The organism is Pseudomonas sp. NFACC39-1, assembly GCF_900110355.1.
In the GTDB taxonomy this organism is placed as follows: Bacteria; Pseudomonadota; Gammaproteobacteria; order Pseudomonadales; family Pseudomonadaceae; genus Aquipseudomonas; species Aquipseudomonas tehranensis.
This window is the reverse complement of sequence record NZ_FODL01000011.1, coordinates 67,595-92,582: the sequence shown is the minus strand read 5'-3', so window position 1 is coordinate 92,582 and position 24,988 is coordinate 67,595. Positions and strand designations below refer to the sequence as shown.

Annotated in this window: 20 protein-coding genes; 17 read left to right on the top strand and 3 right to left on the bottom strand. The window is 59.9% G+C overall.

Annotation, left to right across the window (positions count from 1 at the left end; genetic code table 11):
- Positions 1-156: 156 nt before the first annotated feature.
- The 3 genes from dapC to map form a co-directional block, all read right to left on the bottom strand.
- Positions 157-1,356, bottom strand: coding sequence for a succinyldiaminopimelate transaminase (gene dapC, locus BMY45_RS21515; RefSeq protein WP_092401222.1), 1,200 nt, complete (start codon positions 1,354-1,356; stop codon positions 157-159).
- Positions 1,357-1,494: 138 nt separating this feature from the next.
- Entirely contained in the window at positions 1,495-4,197 is a 2,703-nt protein-coding gene (locus BMY45_RS21510) for a [protein-PII] uridylyltransferase (protein ID WP_092401219.1), read from the bottom strand.
- Between the two features lie 42 nt (positions 4,198-4,239).
- On the bottom strand, positions 4,240-5,022 hold the full coding sequence (gene map / locus BMY45_RS21505; RefSeq protein ID WP_047227560.1) for a type I methionyl aminopeptidase: 783 nt from the start codon (positions 5,020-5,022) through the stop codon (positions 4,240-4,242).
- 449 nt (positions 5,023-5,471) lie between these two features.
- Here map and rpsB point away from each other — a divergent pair, with 449 nt between their 5' ends.
- The 17 genes from rpsB (at position 5,472) to BMY45_RS21420 (ending at position 24,910) form a co-directional block, all read left to right on the top strand.
- On the top strand, positions 5,472-6,209 hold the full coding sequence (gene rpsB, locus BMY45_RS21500) for a 30S ribosomal protein S2 (RefSeq protein WP_003198231.1): 738 nt from the start codon (positions 5,472-5,474) through the stop codon (positions 6,207-6,209).
- Positions 6,210-6,400: 191 nt separating this feature from the next.
- Complete coding sequence (gene tsf / locus BMY45_RS21495) at positions 6,401-7,267, top strand: translation elongation factor Ts (RefSeq protein ID WP_047227561.1); 867 nt, start codon at positions 6,401-6,403, stop codon at positions 7,265-7,267.
- 212 nt (positions 7,268-7,479) lie between these two features.
- Positions 7,480-8,223 (top strand): UMP kinase, encoded by a 744-nt coding sequence (gene pyrH, locus BMY45_RS21490; RefSeq protein WP_024779012.1) that lies wholly within the window; start codon positions 7,480-7,482, stop codon positions 8,221-8,223.
- Positions 8,220-8,777: a ribosome recycling factor gene (gene frr, locus BMY45_RS21485; RefSeq protein ID WP_047227562.1), complete on the top strand. Its 558-nt coding sequence runs from the start codon at positions 8,220-8,222 to the stop codon at positions 8,775-8,777. Before pyrH ends, frr begins: the two co-directional genes overlap by 4 nt.
- A gap of 13 nt (positions 8,778-8,790) precedes the next feature.
- Positions 8,791-9,546, top strand: coding sequence for a polyprenyl diphosphate synthase (uppS, locus tag BMY45_RS21480; protein WP_047227563.1), 756 nt, complete (start codon positions 8,791-8,793; stop codon positions 9,544-9,546).
- Positions 9,546-10,352, top strand: a complete 807-nt coding sequence (locus BMY45_RS21475; protein WP_092401216.1) for a phosphatidate cytidylyltransferase — start codon at positions 9,546-9,548, stop codon at positions 10,350-10,352. Before uppS ends, BMY45_RS21475 begins: the two co-directional genes overlap by 1 nt.
- A complete protein-coding gene (gene ispC, locus BMY45_RS21470) occupies positions 10,349-11,539 on the top strand; it encodes a 1-deoxy-D-xylulose-5-phosphate reductoisomerase (protein WP_092401213.1) in 1,191 nt (396 codons plus the stop codon). The genes BMY45_RS21475 and ispC overlap by 4 nt, the downstream gene beginning before the upstream one ends.
- A gap of 52 nt (positions 11,540-11,591) precedes the next feature.
- Positions 11,592-12,944: an RIP metalloprotease RseP gene (gene rseP / locus BMY45_RS21465; RefSeq protein WP_092401210.1), complete on the top strand. Its 1,353-nt coding sequence runs from the start codon at positions 11,592-11,594 to the stop codon at positions 12,942-12,944.
- A gap of 74 nt (positions 12,945-13,018) precedes the next feature.
- Entirely contained in the window at positions 13,019-15,406 is a 2,388-nt protein-coding gene (bamA, locus tag BMY45_RS21460) for an outer membrane protein assembly factor BamA (RefSeq protein ID WP_092401207.1), read from the top strand.
- 45 nt (positions 15,407-15,451) lie between these two features.
- Positions 15,452-15,955: an OmpH/Skp family outer membrane protein gene (locus tag BMY45_RS21455; protein WP_092401204.1), complete on the top strand. Its 504-nt coding sequence runs from the start codon at positions 15,452-15,454 to the stop codon at positions 15,953-15,955.
- A gap of 3 nt (positions 15,956-15,958) precedes the next feature.
- A complete protein-coding gene (lpxD, locus tag BMY45_RS21450) occupies positions 15,959-17,014 on the top strand; it encodes a UDP-3-O-(3-hydroxymyristoyl)glucosamine N-acyltransferase (RefSeq protein ID WP_092401201.1) in 1,056 nt (351 codons plus the stop codon).
- Between the two features lie 108 nt (positions 17,015-17,122).
- Complete coding sequence (gene fabZ / locus BMY45_RS21445; RefSeq protein WP_047227569.1) at positions 17,123-17,563, top strand: 3-hydroxyacyl-ACP dehydratase FabZ; 441 nt, start codon at positions 17,123-17,125, stop codon at positions 17,561-17,563.
- Complete coding sequence (gene lpxA / locus BMY45_RS21440; RefSeq protein WP_092401198.1) at positions 17,560-18,336, top strand: acyl-ACP--UDP-N-acetylglucosamine O-acyltransferase; 777 nt, start codon at positions 17,560-17,562, stop codon at positions 18,334-18,336. Before fabZ ends, lpxA begins: the two co-directional genes overlap by 4 nt.
- 2 nt (positions 18,337-18,338) lie before the next feature.
- Entirely contained in the window at positions 18,339-19,469 is a 1,131-nt protein-coding gene (lpxB, locus tag BMY45_RS21435; RefSeq protein ID WP_092401195.1) for a lipid-A-disaccharide synthase, read from the top strand.
- Between the two features lie 11 nt (positions 19,470-19,480).
- Positions 19,481-20,134 carry a ribonuclease HII gene (rnhB, locus tag BMY45_RS21430; protein ID WP_256573675.1) on the top strand — a complete coding sequence of 218 codons (654 nt, stop codon included), beginning with the start codon at positions 19,481-19,483 and terminating at the stop codon, positions 20,132-20,134.
- A 155-nt stretch (positions 20,135-20,289) separates the two neighbouring features.
- Positions 20,290-23,811 carry a DNA polymerase III subunit alpha gene (gene dnaE / locus BMY45_RS21425; RefSeq protein WP_092401189.1) on the top strand — a complete coding sequence of 1,174 codons (3,522 nt, stop codon included), beginning with the start codon at positions 20,290-20,292 and terminating at the stop codon, positions 23,809-23,811.
- A 151-nt stretch (positions 23,812-23,962) separates the two neighbouring features.
- Complete coding sequence (locus BMY45_RS21420; protein WP_092401185.1) at positions 23,963-24,910, top strand: acetyl-CoA carboxylase carboxyltransferase subunit alpha; 948 nt, start codon at positions 23,963-23,965, stop codon at positions 24,908-24,910.
- Positions 24,911-24,988: the final 78 nt, after the last annotated feature.

Sequence of the window (24,988 nt, the reverse complement as noted above, 5' to 3'; positions counted from 1 at the left end):
GGGGATTTATCCCCGCTGGGCTGCGAAGCAGCCCTAAAACCGGATGATGCGGTATGTCAGGCAAATTGAGTTGACTGCCTTGGGGGCCGCTTCGCAGCCCAGCGGGGATAAATCCCCTCGCCACAACAGCAGTTCGCTCAAGTTCTGGTGCAGCCATCAACCCCGACGCTGAATGAACGCCCGAATCCGCTCCGCCGCTTCCACGCACTCGGCCAGCGGCGCGACCAGGGCCATGCGCACGCGCCCGGCACCCGGGTTGACGCCATCCACATCGCGGGACAGGTAGGAGCCCGGCACCACGGTGACGTGTTCCTGTTCGAACAGGTCCCGGCAGAATGCTGCGTCATCGCCGGCCACATTCGGCCACAGATAGAAGCTGCCATCAGGACGTTGCACGTCCAGCACCGGGCTGAGGATCTCCAGCACCGCGTCGAACTTCTCCCGGTACAGCGCACGGTTGGCCCGTACATGCTCTTCGTCGTTCCACGCGGCGATGCTTGCCAGTTGGGTCTGAACCGGCATCGCGCAGCCGTGGTAGGTGCGATACAGCAAGAAGCCCTTGAGGATGTCCGCATCGCCGGCGACGAAACCGGAGCGCAGGCCTGGCAGGTTGGAGCGTTTGGACAGGCTGTGGAACACCACGCAGCGCTTGAAATCCTGGCGGCCGAGCTCGACGCAGGCGCTGAGCAGGCCTGGCGGCGGGGTCTGTTCGTCGAAGTACAGTTCGCTGTAGCACTCGTCCGCGGCGATGACGAAGTCGTGCTCGTCGGCCAGGGCGATGAGTTTCTTCAGGACGTCCACCGGGATCAGCGCGCCGGTCGGGTTGCCAGGCGAGCACAGGAACAGGATCTGGCAGCGTTTCCAGATGTCCGGCGAGACGGCATCGAAGTCCGGGTTGAAGCCGTTTTCGTCCAGGCAGGGCAGGTAATGCGGCTTGGCCCCGGCCAGGAACGCTGCGCCTTCATAGATCTGATAGAACGGATTCGGGCTGACCACCAGCGCATCGTCGCCACGGTTGACCACGGTTTGGGTGAAGGCAAACAGCGCTTCACGGGTGCCATTGACCGGCAGCACGTTGCGCGCCGGGTCCAGCCAGCCGTTCGGCACGTTGAAGCGACGTTCGCACCAGCCCGCGATCGCTTCACGCAACTCCGGGATACCGAGGGTGGTCGGGTACACGGCCATTTTTTCCAGATTGCTGGCCAGGGCGTCGGCTACAAAGCTCGGCGAGCGGTGCTTGGGCTCACCGATGGACAGGGCAATTGGCCGCTTGTCCGGGTTTGGCGTGACGCTGCCCAACAGGGCGCGGAGCTTTTCGAACGGGTAGGGCTGGAGCTGGTTCAGAGCGTTGTTCATCGAGGGCCTCGTTCAATGTGGGAGCGGCGGAGCGGCGATCCGACTTGCTCGCGAAAGCGGTGGGTCAGTGAAGGATTATGCTGACTGACCCACCGCTTTCGCGAGCAAGCCCGCTCCCACATGGGGAAATTTGTTCGTTCAGATGCTGATGCGTGTCAGATGAGTATCAGGTTCCTGGTTGACGCTCAGCTGCCGGACAATCGCGTCCTGCAAGCGGCTGCACAACTGCGGATCGGACAGCGGCTGGTTATGCGCGTCGGTGATGAAGAACACGTCTTCCACCCGCTCGCCCAGGGTGGCGATCTTGGCGTTCTGCAGCGACAGGTCGAACTCCAGGAAGATATGCCCGACCCGCGCCAGCAGGCCCGGGCGGTCCGGGGCGCTGAGTTCCAGCACCGTGACCTGGCGCTGGGCGTCGTTGTGGATCGTCACCTGGGGCGCAAACGCAAAATGCTTGAGCTGGCGCGGGACCCGACGCTGGATGATGGTCGGGTAATCGGCCGGGTTGCGCAGGGCCTCGGTGAGACCGTCGCGGATCTGTTTGACCCGCGCCGGGTTGTCGCCAATCGAATCGCCATCGGTGTCGAGCACGATGTAGGTGTCGAGGGTGAACTGGCTGCTGGACGTAATGACCCGGGCGTCGTGAATGTTGAGGTTGAGCTGGTCCATCGCCGCCACGGTCACGGCGAAGAAGTCGTGCTGGTCCGGGGCGTAGATGAAAATCTGCGTGCCGCCCTCGAACTCGCGCTGGGTGGTTTCCTTGATCAGCACCAATGGCCCGCCATCGGCCGGTTGCTGCAAAATCGCATCGCTGTGCCAGGCGACGTCGCCGGCAGTGTGGCGCAGGAAATAGTCATCGCCCAACTGCGACCAGAGCTGCTCGACGTCGTCCGGATCGGTGCCGCCGCGCACCAGGATGTCCAGTGCGGCAGTTTGGGTGCGACGGATCTGCTCTTCGCGGTCCACCGGGTTTTCCAGGCCACGGCGCAAGGCACGCTTGGTCTCGGTGTAGAGCTGGCGCAACAGGCTGGCGCGCCAGGAATTCCACAGGCTCGGGTTGGTGGCGTTGATATCGGCCACGGTCAGCACATAGAGGTAGTCCAGTCGTGTTTCATCGCCGACGGTCTGGGCGAAGTCGTGGATCACCTGCGGGTCGGACAGGTCCTTGCGCTGGGCGGTGGTCGACATCACCAGGTGATTCTGCACCAGCCAGACGATCAGCCGACTGTCCCACAGCGGCAATTGATGGCGCTGGCAGAACGCCTCGGCATCCACCGCGCCGATCTCGGAGTGATCGCCTTGGCGACCCTTGCCGATATCGTGGTAAAGCCCCGCCATGTAGATCAGTTCGGGCTTGGGCAGCTTGCCCATGAGCTTGCTGGCCAGCGGGAATTTTTCCGATACCTGGGTGTATTGCAACTTACGCAGGTGCTTGATCAGGTTCAGCGTGTGGGCATCGACCGTATAGATGTGGAACAGGTCGTGCTGCATTTGACCGACGATGAAGCCGAACTCCGGCAGGTAGCGCCCCAGAATGCCGTAACGGTTCATACGCCGCAGGTTGCGATGCACCCCGATCCTGCACTTGAACAGCTCGATGAACAGGCTGGTGTTACGGATATCGTGGCGGAAATCGTCATCGATCAGATGACGGTTTTCCCGCAGCAGGCGAATCGTGTCGGCTCGTACGCCTTTGATTTCCGGCTGCTGGGCCATGAGCACGAAGATCTCGAGCATGGCAAAAGGTGTGCGGCGAAACACATTGGCGTTGCGTGCTTCGATGTAGCCGTCATGCAGTTGGAACCGGGAGTTGATCGGCTGAGGCGGTTCTTCGTCTTCGGGGGCGAGGATGACCTCCTCGAAGTGCTGGATGATCAGTTCGCTGAGCTGGGCGATGCTCATCACCACCCGGTAGTACTGCTGCATGAAGTTTTCGATGGACTGCTTGGCATCCTGGCCCTCGAAGCCCAGCAAGCCCGCGATGGAGCGCTGGTGATCGAACAGCAAGCGGTCTTCGGAGCGCCCGGCAAGCATGTGCAAGGCGTAGCGCACTTTCCACAGGAACTCCTGGGACGAGGCCAGCAGGGCGTTTTCGCTTTCCACCAGGAAGCCTTCGCCCGCCAGGGCTCGCAGGTTCAGGGTGCCGTACTGGCGACGGGCAACCCACAGGATCGTCTGGATGTCCCGCAATCCGCCAGGGGAGCCTTTGACGTTGGGTTCCAGGTTGTATTCGGTGTCGTTGTACTTGTGGTGGCGGGCCTTCTGCTCGGCGTGCTTGGCCAGGAAAAAGTCCTTGCTGGGCCACATGTGCGCCGTGCTGGTGACCTCGAGCATGCGTTGGCGCAGGCGCTCGGGGCCGGCGATGGTGCGGCTTTCCATCAGGTTGGTGATCACCGTCAGATCGGCGCGGGCCTCGTCGGCGCATTCCTGCACCGAGCGAACGCTTTGACCGACTTCCAGGCCGATGTCCCACAGCAGGGTCAGGAAACGCTCGATGGAATCGCGGAAAACTTCATGGTCGGCGCTGTCCAGCAGGATCAGCAAATCGATGTCGGAGTAGGGATGCAGTTCGCCGCGCCCGTAGCCACCCACCGCCACCAAGGCGATGTCGGCGTCTTCGCTCCAGTCGAACTGCTCCCAGGCCTTTTGCAGGATGTTATCGACGAACCAGGCACGGTCTTCGATCAGCCGGCGAATATCCCGGCCACTGCGAAAGCGCTGGTCGAGCACTTCGTGAGCCTGGCGGATCGCCTTCTTGAAGGCCGATATGGGGCTTGCCTTCAGGGCCAGTTCAGCCTGGAACTGGCCGCGGTCGAAGAGTTCGGGATCCACCTGCGGCATCGAATGGCTTTCCTTTCTTTCTATCTATAGCTGGGTTGTGGATCAGGCGGAAACGCGAGCGATGGTGTCATCGCTGCGCAGGGTGAAGATCTCGTACCCAGTCTCGGTCACCAGCAAGGTATGTTCCCACTGGGCCGACAGCTTGCGGTCCTTGGTGATGGCGGTCCAGCCGTCGCCCAGTACCTTGGTGTCGGCGCGCCCCTGGTTGATCATGGGCTCGATGGTGAAGGTCATGCCCGCTTGCAGCTCCATGCCGGTGCCGGCACGGCCGTAGTGCAGGATCTGCGGTTCTTCATGGAACACTTTGCCGATACCGTGGCCGCAGAATTCGCGCACCACCGAAAAGCCGTTCTTTTGCGCGTGTTTCTGGATCACTTCACCGATGTCTCCCAGGCGGCAGCCCGGTTTCACCAGTTCGATGGCCATGTACATGCATTCCTGGGTGACTTTCGACAGGCGCTGGGCCCATTCCGGCACGTTGCCGACATGGAACATGCGGCTGGTGTCGCCGTGGTAACCGTCCTTGATGACGGTAACGTCAATGTTCAGGGTGTCGCCATCCTTCAACGGCTTTTCGTTGGGGATGCCGTGGCAGACCACGTGGTTGATCGAGGTGCAGATCGACTTGGGGAAGCCTTTATAGTTGAGCGGGGCAGGGATGGCTTTCTGCTCGTTGACAATATAGTCGTGGCAGATCCGGTCCAGCTCTTCGGTGGTAACGCCCGGCTTGACGTGTTCGGCAATCATTTCCAGCACATCGGCGGCGAGTTTGCCGGCGACACGCATTTTTGCGATGTCCTCGGGGGTCTTGAGGGTGACGGTCATACAGGCTCTCTCTGCGCCCGGCGGCGCTGTTCAAAACGAAATAGGCGGCGGATGATGATCCGGGCGGCCCTGAAAAACGCAATTCTAACAGACGATCAGTGCAATGAGCTCTTCAGCCTGGAACTCTGTGGTGAGGGGATTTATCCCCGTTGGGCTACGCAGCAGCCCCAAATCAGGCAGCATGGTGTATCAAGTCGATTGAATCGCCTGGTATGGGGCCGCTACGCGCCCCAGCGGGGATAAATCCCCTCGCCACAAGAGGTTTTCAGAATCCGTGTTCCGTTTTCGCCCTTGCTGTGGTATAAAATGCGCCGCTTTCCGGGGATGACCCCGCAAGCTTAAATCCACACACGTGTCGACACGATGACCTGGGTGCCTTCGGCTTATATAGGCCGCTGGTTGGTCATTGGGATACGTGGAGGCCAAACCCGACTTATCAAGGAACTATCATGTCCCAAGTCAACATGCGCGATATGCTGAAGGCCGGTGTGCACTTCGGTCACCAGACCCGTTACTGGAACCCGAAAATGGGTAAGTACATTTTCGGCGCGCGTAACAAGATCCACATTATCAACCTTGAAAAAACCCTGCCGATGTTCAACGAAGCACTGACCTTCGTAGAGCGCCTGGCCCAGGGCAAAAACAAGATTCTGTTCGTCGGCACCAAGCGTTCCGCTGGCAAGATCGTTGCTGAAGAAGCAGCACGTTGCGGTTCTCCGTACGTCGATCACCGCTGGTTGGGCGGCATGCTGACCAACTTCAAGACCATTCGCGCTTCCATCAAGCGTCTGCGTGACCTTGAAGTGCAGTCCGAAGACGGTACTTTCGCCAAGCTGACCAAGAAAGAAGCGCTGATGCGCACTCGCGATCTTGAGAAGCTGGACCGCTCCCTGGGCGGTATCAAGGACATGGGCGGTCTGCCTGACGCACTGTTCGTGATCGACGTTGACCACGAGCGCATCGCGATCACCGAAGCCAACAAGCTGGGTATCCCGGTCATCGGCGTTGTCGATACCAACAGCAGCCCGGAAGGCGTTGACTACATCATCCCAGGCAACGATGACGCCATTCGCGCCATCCAGCTGTACATGGGTTCGATGGCTGACGCTGTTATCCGTGGTCGCAACAATGTTAATGGCGGCACCGAAGTCTTCGCTGAAGAAGCTCCGGCAGCAGCCGCTGAGTAATTGACGCCCTGGCGTTGACTCAGTAAGCAAAAAGGGGGCTTGGCCCCCTTTTTGCCACCTCGAAAACCATTTGTAAGCAGCGCAGCTACAGCATCTGTAACGTGCAGCGGCTAACAAGGGTGGCTCGGGAAGAATTGCACGCCCGTTCAATCGGGTGGAATGGTTGAAAACCTATCCAAGAGGATTTTGAAATGGCAGAGATTACTGCAGCGTTGGTCAAAGAACTGCGCGAGCGTACCGGCGAAGGCATGATGGACTGCAAGAAGGCCTTGACCAAGGCTGGCGGCGACATCGAGAAAGCCATTGATGACATGCGTGCTTCGGGCGCCATCAAGGCTGCCAAGAAAGCTGGCAACGTCGCCGCTGAAGGCGCCATCGCCATCAAGGACGACGGCAAGGTCGCCGTTCTGCTGGAAGTCAACTCCCAGACCGACTTCCTGGCTCTGCAGGATGACTTCAAGGCATTCGTCGCTGCCAGCGTCGAAAAAGCCTTTGCTGACAAGCTGACTGATGTCGCTCCGCTGATCGAAGCGCGTGAAGCTGATCGTCTGGTTCTGGTCGGCAAGACCGGCGAGAACGTCAACATCCGTCGTCTGGCTCGCGTTGAAGGTGACGTGGTCGGTACTTACCTGCACGGTAACAAGATCGGTGTTGCAGTTGTCCTCAAGGGCGGTTCTGTTGAACTGGCCAAGGACATCGCCATGCACGTAGCGGCCAGCAACCCTGAGTTCCTGCTGCCATCGCAAGTTTCCGCTGAAGCCATCGAACGCGAAAAAGCCGTGTTCATGAGCCTCAACGAAGACAAGATGAAAGGCAAGCCAGCTGAAATCGTTGAAAAAATGATCGGCGGCCGCATCAGCAAGTTCCTGGCTGAAGCCAGCCTGGTCGAGCAAGCTTTCGTCAAGGACCCGGAAATCACCGTGGGTGCCCTGGCCAAGAAAGGCGGCGCTGAAATCGTTTCCTTCACTCGCTTTGCGGTCGGTGAAGGCATCGAGAAGCCAGTCGACAACTTCGCTGACGAAGTTGCTGCTCAGGTAGCGGCTGCTTCCAAGCAATAAGACGGTTTTTCTAACTGTCGCCCAGAAGAGGCTGCCCGCTTAACGCGCGCAGCCTCTTTTTGGATGGGGATGCCGATTTATATTGGTTTCCTGTCGGAACTGGCTTACAAAGCCGTGTTTCGATGACGCTGTGTCAGCGTCAAGCTAGAGTGAACCCAGGCTGCAAACAGCCTGAAAGAATTTTCGAAAATACGCCGCAGGAGAGATTCGCAATGGCTCAGCAGGGCAGTGGTTATCAGGCTCGCTATAAACGCATTCTACTCAAGCTTAGCGGCGAGGCCCTGATGGGCTCGGAAGAGTTCGGGATCGATCCGAAAGTGCTGGATCGCATGGCGCTGGAAGTCGGCCAACTGGTCGGTATCGGTGTTCAGGTCGGCCTGGTCATCGGCGGCGGCAACCTGTTCCGCGGCGCTGCGCTGAGCGCGGCCGGGATGGATCGGGTGACGGGCGACCACATGGGCATGCTGGCCACTGTGATGAACGCCCTGGCTATGCGCGACGCGCTGGAGCGTGCCAATATCTCGGCCATCGTCATGTCGGCCATTTCCATGGTCGGTGTGACCGATCACTACGACCGCCGCAAAGCCATGCGCCACCTCAATGCCAAGGAAGTGGTGATTTTTGCCGCCGGCACCGGTAATCCGTTCTTCACCACGGATTCGGCCGCCTGCCTGCGAGCGATCGAGATCGATGCCGATGTCGTGCTCAAGGCAACCAAGGTCGATGGCGTCTATACCGCTGACCCGTTCAAAGATCCGCATGCCGAGAAGTTCGATCATCTGACCTACGATGAAGTACTGGATCGCAAGCTGGGTGTCATGGACCTGACGGCTATCTGTCTGTGCCGCGACCACAAGATGCCGCTGCGCGTCTTTAACATGAACAAGCCCGGCGCCCTGCTGAATATCGTGCATGGCGGCGCCGAAGGAACACTGATCGAGGAAGTACAACAATGATCAACGAAATCAAGAAAGACGCTCAAGAGCGCATGCAGAAATCCGTGGAATCGCTGGCACACAACTTCGGTCGCATTCGTACCGGCCAGGCGCACCCAAGCATTCTCGAAGGTGTGATGGTGCCGTACTACGGCGCTGATACGCCGATCAAGCAAGTGGCCAACATCACCGTCAAGGATGCCCGGACCCTGCAAGTCGTTGCCTTTGAGCGCAACATGCTGGGCGCGGTCGACAAGGCCATCGGCAGTGCCGGCCTGAACCTGAACCCGACCAACCTGGGTGAGTTGCTGCTGATTTCCATGCCGGCCCTGACCGAGGAAACCCGTAAGGGCTTCACCAAGCAGGCCCGTGATGTAGCTGAAGACGCTCGCGTCGCCGTGCGTAACATCCGTCGTGATGCCAACAGCCAGCTCAAGGATCTGGTCAAGGAAAAGGAAATCAGTGAGGACGAAGAGCGTCGCGCCGCTGGCGAGATTGATGATCTGACCAAGAAGTACGTGGCTAAGATCGATGCGGATTTGGCGCAGAAAGAAAAAGACCTGATGGCCGTATAAGGGTCTCGTTTTCATGGAAAAGACCAAGCAGGCCGTGCCGTTTGCGATTCCGCGTCACGTGGCGATCATCATGGATGGCAATAATCGCTGGGCCAAGAAGCGCTTTATGCCTGGCGTGGCCGGGCACAAGGCGGGGGTCGATGCAGTTCGCGCGGTCATTGAGGTGTGTGCCGAGGCCGGGGTCGAGGTACTGACCCTGTTCGCTTTCTCCAGTGAGAACTGGCAGCGTCCGGCCGATGAAGTCAGCGCCTTGATGGACCTGTTCCTCAAGGCTTTGCGGCGTGAGGCCAAGCGCCTCAACGACAACAGCATCAGCCTGCGCATCATTGGTGACCGCTCGCGCTTTCATCCCGAGTTGCAGGCTGCGATGCGCGAAGCCGAGGCTGCCACGGCGGGTGCTAATCGGTTCGTCCTGCAAATTGCCGCCAACTATGGCGGCCAATGGGACATCGCCCAGGCCGCCCAGCGGCTGGCGCGGGAGGTCCAGGCAGGGCATCTGCGGCCGGAAGACATCACTCCCGAGCTGCTGCAGACCTGTCTGGCCACCGGTGACTTGCCGTTGCCGGATCTGTGCATTCGTACCGGTGGCGAGCATCGCATCAGTAACTTCCTGCTCTGGCAGCTGGCTTACGCCGAGCTGTACTTCTCCGACCTGTTCTGGCCGGACTTCAAACACGAAGCCATGCGCACCGCGCTGGCCGATTTCGCTTCCCGTCAGCGTCGTTTCGGTAAAACGAGCGAACAGATCGAAGCTGGAGCCCGGGTTTAATGCTTAAACAACGAATCATCACCGCCCTGATCCTGTTACCCATCGCCCTGGGTGGATTTTTCCTGCTTGAAGGTGCCAGTTTCGCGCTGTTCATCGGGTTGGTCGTGACCTTGGGGGCGTGGGAGTGGGCGCGCCTGGCGGGTTTTCCTGCGCAATCTGCGCGCGTGGCCTACGCCGTGGCCGTGGCGGCGATGCTGTTCGTCATGTACCTGGTGCCGGGACTCGCGCCCTGGGTGCTGGGAGCATCGGTGTTGTGGTGGGCCACGGCGACCTTCCTGGTGTTGACCTATCCGCAGACCACGCATCATTGGGCAGGCGCTGCCGCGAAGCTGGTGATTGGCCTGCTTATCCTGTTGCCGGCCTGGCAAGGGCTTATCTGGATCAAGCAAGGCTCGTTGGGCAATTGGCAGATCATGGCCGTGATGGTGTTGGTCTGGGGGGCGGATGTCGGTGCCTATTTCTCCGGACGGGCGTTTGGCAAGCGCAAGCTTGCCCCCAAGGTCAGTCCTGGCAAGAGCTGGGAAGGGGTCTATGGAGGCTTGGCCTTGAGCCTGGTGATCACAGCGGTGGTCGGCGTCGTGCGGGAGTGGAGTGCCGGGCAGTTGCTGATGGGCCTGTTTGGCGCCGCCCTCATCGTGTTTGTATCGGTGGTCGGCGACCTGACCGAAAGCATGTTCAAGCGTCAATCCGGCATCAAGGACAGCAGTAATCTGCTGCCCGGCCATGGTGGCGTGCTGGATCGCATCGACAGCCTGACCGCTGCGATTCCGATCTTTGCCGTGTTGCTGTGGATGGCGGCATCGTGAGTCGCCCTCAACAAATTACCGTCCTGGGGGCTACCGGTTCGATCGGTCTGAGTACACTTGATGTCATCGGGCGTCACCCGGAGCGCTATCAGGTATTTGCCCTCAGTGGTTTTACTCGCTTGAGTGAGCTGCTGGCGCTGTGCATACGCCACACCCCGCGTTTCGCCGTGGTGCCTGAGGCTGGCCTTGCCCGAGCCTTGCAGGACGACTTGCGCGCGGCAGGCTTGCCTACCCATGTGCTGGTGGGGGAGGAGGGGCTGTGTCAGGTCGCCTCCGATCCTGAAGTCGACGCGGTGATGGCGGCGATTGTCGGCGCGGCGGGGTTGCGCCCGACGCTGGCGGCGGTGGAGGCAGGCAAAAAAATCCTGCTGGCCAATAAAGAAGCACTGGTCATGTCCGGCGCGCTGTTCATGCAGGCCGTGCGCAAAAGCGGTTCGGTGCTGCTGCCCATCGACAGCGAGCACAATGCGATTTTTCAATGCATGCCGCAGGACTTTTCCCGCGGCCTGGGCGCAGTGGGGGTCCGGCGGATTTTACTGACGGCTTCCGGCGGTCCGTTCCGGCAGACGCCGCTGGAAGAGTTGGTGCATGTTTCACCCGAGCAGGCTTGTGCTCACCCGAACTGGTCCATGGGGCGCAAGATTTCCGTGGATTCGGCCAGCATGATGAACAAGGGCCTGGAACTGATCGAGGCCTGTTGGTTGTTCGATGCCAGACCGTCCCAGGTGGAAGTGGTGATTCACCCGCAGAGCGTGATTCACTCCCTGGTGGATTACATAGACGGTTCGGTGCTGGCCCAATTGGGCAACCCGGACATGCGTACGCCGATCGCCAATGCGTTGGCCTGGCCTGCGCGGATTGATTCGGGCGTGGCACCGCTGGACCTGTTCGCCATCGCCCGCCTGGATTTCCAGGCGCCTGATGAGCAGCGCTTTCCATGCCTGCGTCTGGCGCGACAGGCGGCTGAGGCAGGCAACAGTGCTCCGGCCATGCTTAATGCCGCCAATGAAGTGGCGGTTGCAGCGTTTCTCGACGGACGTGTCCGTTACCTCGAGATCGCGAGTATCATCGAGGAGGTCTTGAACCTCGAGGCTGTGGTTTCGCTCGATGACCTCGATGCAGTATTCACGGCGGACGCCAGGGCTCGTGAGCTGGCGGGGCAATGGTTGAAGCGCCACGGGCGTTGAGGCTGCGGTACGTTAGCCAGGGTTGTCCTGGACAGGATTGCGGAGAAAACAGATGAGCGCGCTCTATATGATTGTCGGCACCCTGGTTGCATTGGGGGTGTTGGTCACTTTTCACGAATTCGGTCATTTCTGGGTCGCGCGTCGCTGTGGCGTCAAGGTTCTGCGTTTTTCCGTCGGTTTCGGCATGCCCCTGCTGCGCTGGCATGACAAAAAAGGCACCGAATTCGTTGTGGCTGCCATTCCGCTGGGCGGCTACGTGAAGATGCTCGACGAGCGTGAAGGTGAAGTGCCCGCCGATCAGCTCGACCAATCCTTCAATCGCAAGACCGTCCGTCAACGCATTGCCATCGTGGCGGCCGGGCCGATAGCCAACTTTTTGCTGGCCATGGTTTTTTTCTGGGCCCTGGCCATGCTGGGCAGCGAGCAGGTACGGCCGGTCATCGGCGCGGTCGAGGCCGGCAGCATAGCCGCGCGGGCCGGGTTGGGCGCTGGTCAGGAGATCGTCGCCATCGATGGCGAGCCCACCTCGGGTTGGGCGGCGGTCAATCTGCAATTGGTGCGGCGTCTGGGTGAGAGCGGCTCGCTGCAACTGATGGTGCGTGAGCAGGGCGCCACGACGCAGTCGCCTCGCGAACTGGTGCTGGATAACTGGCTCAAGGGGGCCGACGAGCCGGATCCGATCCGTTCCCTGGGTATCCGGCCCTGGCGACCGGCGTTGCCACCGGTGCTGGCCGAGCTTGATCCGAAAGGCCCGGCCCAGGCAGCAGGCCTGAAGACCGGTGATCGGCTGCTGGCGCTCGATGGTCTGCCGGTCAGTGACTGGCAGCAGGTGGTCGATTCGGTTCGTGTACGTCCAGATAGCAAAATAGTGCTGCGCGTCGAGCGCGATGGTGCGCCAATCGACCTCCCGGTAACCCTGGGCGCCCGTGGCGAGAGCAAGGCGCCGACCGGCTATCTGGGGGCCGGCGTCAAGGCTGTCGACTGGCCGCCGGAAATGATCCGCGAGGTCAGTTTCGGTCCTTTGGAGGCGATTGGCGAGGGCGCGCGTCGTACCTGGACCATGAGCATCCTGACCCTCGATTCGCTCAAGAAAATGTTGTTCGGCGAGCTCTCGGTAAAAAACTTGAGTGGACCGATAACCATTGCTAAAGTGGCGGGCGCTTCTGCCCAGTCGGGCGTCGCTGATTTCCTGAATTTCCTTGCTTATCTGAGCATTAGCCTGGGGGTTCTGAATTTGCTGCCTATTCCGGTACTGGATGGGGGGCATCTGTTGTTTTATCTGATCGAGTGGGCGCGTGGTCGTCCCTTGTCGGATAGGGTGCAAGGTTGGGGGATACAGATCGGTATCAGCTTGGTGGTCGGGGTGATGTTGCTTGCCTTGGTCAACGATCTGGGTCGTCTGTAACGCTTCGCTGAATTGCGAATCTGCCGCATTTTGCGGCAGTTTGTTTATTGCCAGTTGGAATAAGAAAGGACTTCATGAAACGTCTGCTGCTAACTGCGGTTCTCACCGTATTGATGATCGCCGAAGTTCACGCCGAGTCCTTCACTATCTCTGATATTCGCGTCAATGGCCTCCAGCGGGTCTCCGCGGGTAGTGTCTTTGGTGCCTTGCCGTTAAACGTCGGCGAGCAGGCGGATGATCGGCGTCTGGTGGAATCCACTCGTGCGCTGTTCAAAACCGGCTTCTTTCAGGATATCCAGCTGGGTCGTGATGGCAATGTACTGGTCATCACGGTAGTCGAGCGTCCATCGGTCGCCAGTATCGAGATCGAAGGCAACAAGGCGATCTCCACTGAAGACCTGATGAAGGGCCTTAAACAGTCCGGCCTGGCCGAAGGCGAGATCTTCCAGCGCGCCACCCTCGAAGGCGTTCGTAACGAGCTGCAACGCCAGTACGTTGCCCAGGGCCGTTACTCGGCCACCGTCGACACCGAAGTGGTGCCGCAGCCACGCAACCGCGTAGGCCTGAAGGTCAACATCAATGAAGGCACCGTGGCGGCGATCCAGCACATCAACGTGGTGGGCAACACCGTTTTCCCTGATGAAGACCTGATCGACCTGTTCGAGCTCAAGACCACCAACTGGCTGTCGTTCTTCAAGAACGATGACAAGTACGCCCGAGAAAAGCTCTCCGGTGACCTGGAGCGCCTGCGTTCCTACTACCTGGACCGCGGCTATATCAACATGGACATCGCTTCGACCCAGGTGTCCATCACCCCGGACAAGAAGCACGTCTACATCACCGTCAACGTCAACGAAGGCGACAAGTACACCGTTCGTGACGTCAAGCTCAGCGGCGACCTGAAGGTCCCTGAAGACCAGGTCACGTCGTTGCTGCTGGTGCAGAAGGGCCAGGTGTTCTCGCGCAAGCTGATGACCACCACCTCCGAACTGATCACCCGTCGCCTGGGTAACGAGGGTTACACCTTCGCCAACGTCAACGGCGTGCCGCAACCGCACGATGAAGACCATACCGTCGACATCACCTTCGCCGTGGATCCGGGCAAGCGTGCCTACGTCAACCGCATCAACTTCCGCGGCAACACCAAGTCCGAGGACGAGGTGCTGCGCCGTGAAATGCGCCAGATGGAAGGTGGCTGGGCGTCGACCTACCTGATCGACCAGTCCAAGACCCGTCTGGAGCGCCTGGGCTTCTTCAAGGAAGTCAACGTCGAGACGCCGGCAGTACCGGGCGTCGATGACCAGGTCGATGTGAACTACAGCGTCGAAGAGCAGGCGTCCGGCTCGATCACCGCCAGCGTCGGTTTCGCCCAGAGCGCCGGCCTGATCCTCGGCGGTTCGATCACCCAGAACAACTTCCTGGGTACTGGTAACCGTGTCAGCGTTGGCTTGACCCGCAGCGAATACCAGACCCGCTACAACTTCGGCTTCGTGGACCCCTACTGGACTGCGGACGGTGTGAGCCTGGGCTACAACGCCTTCTATCGCACCACTGACTATGACGAGCTCGATGCTGACCTGACCAGCTATGCGGTCGACAGCATGGGTATCGGTGCGAACGTCGGCTATCCAATCAGTGAGACCTCGCGTCTGACCTTTGGTCTGACCGCCCAGGCAGACAAGATCAATACCGGCCTCTATACCGTTGACGAGATCTTCGACTTCGTAAACAAGGAAGGCGACAACTACCTGAACTTCAAGGCGTCCGCCGGCTGGTCCGAGTCGACCCTGAACAAAGGTGTGCTGGCGACCCGTGGCCATTCCCAGAGCCTGGTACTGGAAGCCACTACCCCTGGCAGCGACCTGTCGTTCTTCAAACTCGACTACCGTGGCCAGTTGTTCCAGCCACTGACCGACAACTACACCATGCGCTTACATACCGAGCTGGGTTACGGTGACGGTTACGGTTCGACTGAAGGCCTGCCGTTCTACGAGAACTACTATGCCGGTGGTTTCAACTCGGTACGCGGCTTCAAGGACAGCACCCTGGGTCCTCGCAGTACGCCAAGTCGTGGCGTAGGAGCAACGGGTAATGCCGGTACCGCGCTTGACCCGGACCAGGACCCACTGCCATTTGGTGGTAACGTTCTGATCCAGGGCGGTGTCGAGCTTCTGTTCCCGATGCCGTTCGTCAAGGACCAACGCTCCCTGCGTACCTCGGTATTCTGGGATGTGGGTAACGTATTCGATTCCAAGTGCGAGACCACCACCAACACCAACGGCACCAAGTCCAACACTCAGTGCAACGACATCGGCCTGAGCAACCTGGCCAGCTCCGTGGGCGTGGGTGTGACCTGGGTCACCGCGCTGGGGCCTTTGAGCTTCGCCCTGGCGATGCCGATCAAGAAACCGGATGACGCTGAAACCCAAGTGTTCCAATTCTCCCTCGGCCAGACGTTCTAAGCGTCTGACCCAAGATAACGACAATGGATTTTGTAGGAGTACATCGTGCGTAAGTTGACTCAATTGGTTCTCCTGGCGACCTTGATGGTCGCAGGTCCGGCTTTTGCCGACATGAAGATCGCCGTACTGAACTATCAGATGGCCCTGCTGGAATCCGACGCGGCGAAGAAATATGCCGTGGATGCCGAGAAGAAGTTCGGCCCACAACTGACCAAGCTCAAAGGCCTGGAGAGCAGCGCCAAGGGTATCCAGGATCGCCTGGTCTCCGGTGGCGACAAAATGGCCCAGGGCGAGCGTGAGCGTCTGGAACTCGAGTTCAAGCAAAAGGCCCGTGATTTCCAGTTCCAGTCCAAGGAGCTGAACGAAGCGAAAGCCGTTGCCGACCGCGAGATGCTCAAGCAGCTCAAGCCAAAGCTCGACAGGGCAGTGGAAGAAGTCATCAAGAAAGGTGGTTTTGACTTGGTGTTCGAGCGTGGCGCTGTGATTGATGTCAAACCTCAGTACGACATCACGCGCCAGGTTATCGAGCGCATGAATCAGCTGAAGTAATCCATGACAGCGACTATCAAGCTCGGCCAGTTGGCCGAGTTCCTTGGCGCCACCCTGCGTGGCGACCCGGAGAAGGTCATCACTGGGCTAGCCACTTTACAAGAGGCTGGCCCAGCTCAGTTGAGCTTCCTGGCAAATCCTCAATATCGCAAATACCTGGCTGAAAGCCGGGCCGCCGCGCTGTTGCTCAAGCCCGCCGATGCCGACGGGTTTGCAGGCGATGCGCTGATCGTGCCGGATCCCTACCTGGCGTATGCGCGGATTTCCCATCTGTTCGACCCCAAACCCAAGTCGGCCTCCGGTATCCATCCCAGCGCGGTCATTGCGGCGGATGCGGTGGTTGATCCCACGGCCAGCGTCGGTCCTTTTGTCGTCGTCGAAAGCGCAGCGCGGATCGGCCCGGGCGTCACGCTGGGTGCCCATTGCTTCATAGGCGCGCGCTGCGAGATCGGTGAGGGTGGCTGGCTGGCTCCGCGGGTCACGTTGTATCACGACGTGCGTATCGGCAAGCGCGTGGTGATCCAGTCGGGCGCGGTATTGGGCGGTGAAGGTTTCGGTTTTGCCAAGGAGAAGGGGATCTGGCAAAAGATCGCCCAGATCGGCGGCGTTACTGTCGGCGATGACGTGGAAATCGGCGTCAACACCGCGATCGACCGGGGTGCCCTGGCTGATACGGTCATCGGCAACGGCGTCAAGCTCGACAACCAGATCCAGATTGCCCACAACGTCCAGGTTGGTGATCACACCGCCATGGCCGCCTGCGTAGGCATTTCCGGCAGCACCCGGATCGGCAAGCATTGCATGCTCGCCGGTGGAGTGGGGCTGGTGGGACACATTGATATTTGTGACAACGTATTCCTCACCGGGATGACCATGGTGACCCATTCGATCACCGAGCCGGGTGCTTATTCTTCCGGCACGGCGATGCAACCGGCGGCCGAATGGCGCAAGAGCGCGGCCCGAATCCGCCAGCTCGATGACATCGCGCGGCGTTTGCGTCAGTTGGAAAAGCGTGTAGGGGACGTGACCCCTGACGGTAATGCTTCATCAGATGGCTGATACCATTTCCATATCAAGTGTGCACAGCCGCTAGACTGCCTCCTTGATTTGCTAGAGAGGCGCGCGTCGATCGTGCGCTTCCAATCTTTACATAGGCTTCCCCCCGAAATGATGGACATCAACGAGATTCGCGAATACCTGCCTCACCGTTACCCGTTCCTGCTGGTGGACCGGGTGGTGGAACTTGACGTTGAAGGCAAGCGGATTCGCGCCTACAAGAATGTCAGCATCAACGAACCGTTCTTCAATGGTCACTTCCCCGCGCATCCAATCATGCCCGGCGTGCTGATCATCGAGGCAATGGCTCAGGCTGCCGGGATCCTTGGTTTCAAAATGCTTGACGTGAAGCCTGCCGACGGCACGCTTTACTACTTCGTCGGCTCCGACAAGCTGCGTTTTCGCCAGCCGGTCACCCCGGGCGATCAACTGATCCTCGAAGCCACGTTCATTAGTTGCAAGCGCCAGATCTGGAAGTTCGAATGCCAGGCTTCGGTCGACGGCAAGCCGGTCTGCTCCGCTGAAATCATCTGTGCGGAACGCAAACTATGAGTTTGATTGACCCTCGCGCAATCATCGATCCGGCGGCAGTCCTGGCCGCCGATGTCGAGGTCGGCCCATGGTCGATCATCGGCCCAGGTGTGGAAATCGGCGAGGGTACGGTGATCGGGCCCCATGTAATTCTCAAGGGTCCGACCCGGATCGGTCGGCACAACCGCATCTACCAGTTTTCTTCGGTAGGCGAGGACACGCCCGATCTCAAGTACAAAGGTGAAGAAACCCGTCTGGTCATTGGCGATCACAACGTGATCCGCGAAGGCGTGACGATTCACCGTGGCACCGTTCAGGATCGTTCCGAAACGACCCTGGGCGACCATAACCTGATCATGGCCTACGCCCACATCGGTCATGACAGCGTCATTGGCAACCATTGCATCCTGGTCAACAACACCGCGTTGGCTGGCCACGTGCATGTGGACGACTGGGCGATCCTGTCCGGTTTCACGCTGGTCCATCAGTATTGCCATATCGGCGCCCACAGCTTCTCGGGCATGGGCACCGCCATCGGCAAGGACGTACCGGCCTATGTCACTGTGTTTGGTAACCCGGCCGAAGCCCGCAGTATGAATTTCGAAGGCATGCGCCGTCGTGGTTTTAGCGAAGAGGCGATCACGGCATTGCGGCGCGCCTACAAGGTTGTGTACCGCCAGGGGTTGACCGTCGAACAGGCCCTTGTCGAGCTGGCCGAGGCTTCGGCGCAGTTCCCGGAAGTTGCGATATTCCGTGACTCCATCCAATCCTCGACTCGCGGCATCACTCGCTAACCATGGCTAACTTGCGTATAGCACTGGTGGCGGGAGAGGCTTCCGGTGACATTCTGGGTGCCGGTCTGATGCGCGCGCTCAAGGCACAGCACCCAGCAGTGGAGTTCATCGGTGTCGGTGGGCCCTTGATGCAGGCCGAAGGGCTGACGTCATATTTCCCCATGGAACGCCTGTCGGTGATGGGGCTGGTTGAAGTGCTCGGACGCCTGCGCGAACTGCTGGCTCGGCGCAAGAAGCTGATCGCGACCCTGATCGGCGAAAAACCGGATGTGTTCATCGGCATCGATGCGCCGGATTTCACTCTCAATATCGAACTCAAGTTGCGTCAGGCCGGTATCAAGACGGTGCACTACGTCAGCCCCTCGGTCTGGGCCTGGCGGCAGAAGCGCGTGTTGAAAATCCGCGAAGGCTGCGACCTGATGCTCACGCTGCTGCCGTTCGAAGCCCGATTCTACGAAGAGAAGGGCGTGCCGGTGCGGTTTGTCGGCCATACCCTGGCCGATACCATTCCCCTGGAAGCGGATCGTGACGCGGCGCGTCAGGCGTTGGGCCTGCCCGACGGCCCGCTGGTGGCCTTGATGCCCGGTAGCCGTGGCGGGGAGGTGAGTCGCCTGGGAGGCTTGTTCTTCGACGCCGCCGAGCGTCTGCGAGCGATGCGTCCCGGCGTGCGTTTTGTTCTGCCCTGTGCCAGCCCGCAGCGACGGGCTCAGCTTGAAGCGCTGCTGGTCGGGCGCGATCTGCCTGTCACATTGCTCGATGGCCGCTCTCATCTCGCACTGGCTGCGTGTGACGCCGTGTTGATTGCGTCCGGCACTGCTACCCTTGAAGCGTTGTTGTATAAACGCCCGATGGTGGTCGCCTATCGCCTGGCGCCGTTGACGTTCTGGATCCTCAAACGCATGGTCAAGAGCCCTTACATCTCCTTGCCCAATCTCTTGGCCCAGCGCTTGCTGGTGCCTGAATTGCTGCAGGACGAAGCAACCGCTGATGCACTGGCCCGTACGCTGTCGCCCTTGATCGACGGTGGCCAGGAACAGACCCGGGGGTTTGACGAAATCCACCGTACCTTGCGCCGCGATGCCTCCAATCAGGCCGCCGACGCAGTATTGACCCTGATCGGCGCCAAACCATGAGTCACGTGAAATTGCAGATGGGCCTGGACTTCAATCTGGTGGCTGAAGTTGAAGAACTGGTGGCCGGTGTTGATGAGGTCGGTCGTGGTCCGTTGTGCGGCGCAGTGGTGACGGCAGCGGTGATTCTCGACCCGAACCGGCCCATTCTGGGCCTCAACGACTCCAAGAAGCTCACCGAAGCCCGTCGCGAAAAGCTCTACGACGAAATCTGTGAGAAAGCCCTGAGCTGGTGCATTGCCCGGGCTGAAGTGGAAGAGATCGACGAGCTGAATATCCTGCACGCCACCATGCTTGCGATGCAGCGTGCCGTGGAAGGCCTGCACATCACCCCGAAACTGGCGATGATCGATGGCAATCGCTGTCCGAAGCTGTCGATGCGCGCCGAAGCGGTCATTCAGGGGGACGGCAAGGTGCCGGCCATTGCGGCGGCATCGATTCTGGCCAAGGTCAGCCGTGACCGGGAAATGAGTGCCTTCGAGTTGATCTATCCGGGCTACGGCATCGGCGGCCACAAGGGTTACCCGACGCCCGTTCATCTGGAGGCCCTTGCGCGCCTTGGGCCAACGCCCATCCATCGGCGTTCGTTCGCGCCGGTGCGGCAGGCTTATGAAGCACGTGAAGGGCTGATGGAGCGCTCGCCCATCAAGGGAACCCCGGCCCTGTAGGAGCTGCCGCAGGCTGCGATCTTTTGATCCTGGTTTTCAAGATCAAGATCAGATCAAGATCAAAAGATCGCAGCCTTCGGCAGCTCCTACATGTTTTACCCAAGGCCCGGTACAATCCGGGCCTTGTTGTTTTCATGACTTAACGCAGGATCACTATGCCGGCTTCATTCGTTCATCTACGCCTGCACACTGAATACTCCCTGGTCGATGGCCTGGTGCGGATCAAGCCACTGGTCAAGACCCTGGTGGGCATGAACATGCCTGCTGTGGCGGTCACCGACCAGAACAACATGTGTTCGCTGGTCAAGTTCTACAAAAATGCCATGGGCGCCGGGATCAAGCCGATCTGCGGGGCTGACCTGTGGCTGTCGAACAAAGACCCGGACGCGCCGCTGAGCCGGATCAGCCTGCTGGTGATGAACGCCGTGGGCTATCGCAACCTCACCGAGTTGATCTCCCGCGGCTTTATCGATGGCCAGCGCAATGGCTCGATCATCATTGAGCGCGAATGGGTAGCCGAGGCCAATGAAGGTCTGATCATGCTGTCAGCGGCCAAGGAGGGTGAAATCGGCCTGGCCCTGCTCAGTGGCAATCCAGAAGAAGCCGAGACCCTGGCCCGCGATTGGATGGCGGTGTTCCCGGACCGCTTCTACATTGAAGTGCAACGCACCAATCGCCCCAACGACGAAGAACACCTGCATGCCGCCGTGGCCTTGGCCGACCGGATCGGCGCGCCGCTGGTGGCGACCAACGATGTGCGTTTCATCAAGCAGGAAGATTTCGAAGCCCACGAGACCCGCGTCTGCATCGGTGAAGGCCGCGCGCTCGATGATCCGCGTCGTCCGAAGAACTACAGCGATCAGCAATACCTCAAAAGCGCCGAGGAAATGGCCGAGCTGTTCAGTGACCTGCCCGAAGCGCTGGAAAACACCGTCGAGATTGCCAAGCGCTGCAACATCGAAGTGAAACTGGGCAAGCACTTCCTGCCCAACTTCCCGATCCCCGATGGCATGACCATCGACGAATATTTCCGCAAAGTGTCCTTCGATGGCCTGGACGAGCGCCTCAGCGTTCTTTTGCCCAAGGACACCACCGAAGATTACGAAGCCAAGCGTCAGGTCTATGTCGACCGGTTGAATTTCGAGCTGGATATCATCATCCAGATGGGCTTCCCCGGTTACTTCCTGATCGTGATGGACTTCATCCAGTGGGCCAAGAACAACGGCGTGCCGGTGGGGCCAGGCCGGGGGTCGGGTGCAGGCTCCCTGGTGGCTTACGTCCAGAAGATCACCGACCTCGACCCACTGGAATATGACCTGCTGTTCGAACGTTTCCTCAATCCGGAACGGGTTTCCATGCCCGACTTCGACGTCGACTTCTGCATGGACGGTCGCGACCGGGTGATTGATTACGTGGCCGAGAAGTACGGCCGCAACGCGGTGAGCCAGATCATTACCTTCGGTTCCATGGCCGCCAAGGCTGTGGTGCGTGACGTGGCGCGGGTGCAGGGCAAGTCCTACGGTTTGGCGGATCGTCTGTCGAAGATGATTCCGTTCGAAGTCGGCATGACCCTGGAAAAAGCCTACGAGCAGGAAGAGATCCTGCGGGACTTCATCAAGGTCGATGAAGAAGCCGCGGAAATCTGGGAAATGGCCCGCAAGCTTGAAGGCGTGGTGCGTAACGTCGGCAAGCACGCCGGGGGCGTGGTGATCGCACCGACCAAGCTGACTGACTTCTCGCCGATCTATTGCGATGAAGAAGGCGACGGCCTGGTGACCCAGTTCGACAAGGACGACGTCGAGGCAGCGGGCCTGGTGAAGTTCGACTTCCTCGGCCTTCGCACCCTGACGATCATCGACTGGGCGCTGAAAACCATCAACCGTGATCGGGCCAAGGTCGGCGAAGCGCCGCTGGACATCGCGTTTATTCCGCTGGATGACAAACCGACCTACAGCCTGTTGCAAAAAGCCGAAACCACGGCGGTGTTCCAGCTTGAATCCCGGGGCATGAAGGAGCTGATCAAAAAGCTCAAGCCCGACTGCCTCGAAGACCTGATCGCACTGGTGGCCCTGTTCCGTCCGGGCCCGCTGCAATCGGGCATGGTGGATGACTTCATCAACCGCAAGCACGGGCGCGCCGAGCTGGCGTACCCGCACCCGGATTATCAGTACGACGGCCTCAAGCCGGTACTGGCACCGACCTACGGCATCATCCTGTACCAAGAACAGGTGATGCAGATTGCCCAGGTCATGGCCGGCTACACCCTCGGCGGCGCGGACATGCTGCGTCGGGCGATGGGCAAGAAAAAACCCGAGGAAATGGCCAAGCAGCGCGGTGGTTTCATCGAGGGTTGTGCTAACAACGGCATCGACGCGGACCTGGCCGGTAACATCTTCGACCTGGTGGAAAAATTCGCCGGTTACGGCTTCAACAAATCCCACTCGGCCGCCTACGGCCTGGTGTCGTACCAGACCGCCTGGCTGAAGGCGCACTACCCGGCGCCGTTCATGGCCGCGGTACTGTCGGCGGATATGCACAACACCGACAAGGTCGTGACCTTGATCGAAGAAGTGCGGACCATGAAGTTGCGCCTCGACGCGCCGGACGTGAACGCTTCGGAGTTCAAGTTCACGGTAAACGACGAAGGCCGCATCATTTATGGACTGGGGGCGATCAAGGGCGTGGGTGAAGGGCCGGTGGAAGCCATCACCGAAGCCCGTCAGGACGGGCCGTTCAAGGACCTGTTCGATTTCTGCGCGCGGGTCGATCTCAAACGCATCAACAAACGTACCCTCGACGGCTTGATCCGCAGTGGCGCGCTGGACCGTCTGGGCCCGTATTTCCAGGATGAACCCAAGGCCTACCAGGCCAACATTGACCGCAACCGCGCGGTGCTGCTGGCGGCCATGGAAGAAGCGATCAAGGCCGCTGAGCAAACCGCCCGGACCCACGACAGTGGCCATGCCGACCTGTTCGGTGGCCTGTTCGTCGAGGAAGATGCCGATGTCTACGGCAATCATCGCAAGGCCAAGGAGCTGACCCTCAAGGAACGCCTCAAGGGTGAGAAGGACACCTTGGGCCTGTACCTGACCGGGCACCCGATCGACGAATACGAAGGCGAGATCCGTCGCTTCGCCCGCCAGCGCATCATTGACCTGAAACCGGCTCGTGACACGCAGACCGTCGCCGGTATGATCATTGCCCTGCGGGTCATGAAAAACAAAAAGGGCGACAAAATGGGCTTCATCACCCTCGACGACCGCTCCGGGCGCATCGAGGCGTCGTTGTTTGCCGATGCGTTCCATTCGGCCCAGTCGCTGTTGCAGACCGACGCGATGGTGGTGGTGGAAGGCGAAGTCAGCAACGACGATTTTTCCGGTGGCCTGCGGCTGCGGGTCAAGCGGGTGATGAGCATGGAAGATGCCCGGACCAACCTGGCCGAGAGCCTGCGCCTGAAGTTGCAGACCCAGGATCTCAAGGGCGATCAGCTACGCTGGCTGGGGGAGTTGTTCAAGCGCCATCGCGGTGCTTGCCCGATTACCATGGAGTACGTGCGCCCCGACGCCAAGGCTGTGTTGCAGTTCGGCGAAGGCTGGCGGATCGATCCGGCGGATGCGTTGATTCAAGCCTTGCGTGACCAGTTCGGCAAAGACAACGTCTTCCTCCAATACCGTTGACGGCCAGGTGCCACTCTTGAACCTTGGAGCGGCCCTGATCTCGACCCGAATTTTTAATCTCGACCTGAACGCGCCTCTCCCTTAAGGTAGGGCGCGAATAGACAACCGGCCGGCCCAAGCTCTCTTGGACGTCGACCCCAGACGGACGCCTATGAACCCGAATTTTCTAGATTTCGAACAGCCGATCGCCGACCTGCAAGCCAAGATCGAAGAGTTGCGCTTGGTCGGTAATGACAATTCGCTGAATATCGGCGATGAAATCTCTCGTCTGCAGGACAAAAGCCGCACGCTGACCGAAGACATCTTCGGCAAGCTGACCAGCTGGCAGATCGCCCGCCTGGCGCGTCATCCGCGTCGTCCATACACCCTGGACTACATCGAGCACATCTTCACCGAGTTCGATGAGTTGCATGGCGACCGCCACTTCTCCGACGACGCCGCGATCGTCGGCGGCGTTGCCCGTCTGGACGACCAGCCGGTGATGATCATCGGCCATCAGAAGGGCCGGGAAGTCCGCGAAAAGGTGCGCCGCAACTTCGGCATGCCGCGGCCGGAAGGCTATCGCAAGGCGTGCCGCCTGATGGAAATGGCCGAGCGCTTCAAAATGCCGATCCTGACCTTCATCGACACACCGGGCGCCTATCCGGGCATCGACGCCGAAGAACGCAACCAGAGCGAAGCGATCGCCTGGAACCTGCGCGTAATGGCACGGCTGAAAACTCCGATCATCGCCACCGTGATCGGCGAAGGCGGTTCCGGCGGTGCGCTGGCCATTGGTGTCTGCGATCAACTGAACATGCTGCAATATTCCACCTACGCGGTGATCTCGCCGGAAGGCTGCGCCTCGATCCTGTGGAAAACCGCCGAGAAGGCGCCGGATGCGGCCGAAGCCATGGGCATCACCGCTGAGCGCCTCAAAGGCCTGGGCATCGTGGATAAAGTGATCAGCGAGCCTGTAGGCGGCGCTCATCGTGATCCGGCCGAGGCAGCGGCGTTGATTCGTGCCGAGCTGAGTTCGCAACTGTCGATGCTCAAGAAGTTCGACAATGACGCGCTGCTGGCCCGTCGCTATGAGCGGCTGATGAGCTACGGCCTCTAAGTCGAGCGCGATACCCATGTGGGAGCGGGCTTGCTCGCGAAGGCGGAGTGTCAGTCGACATAATCGTTAACTGATGCA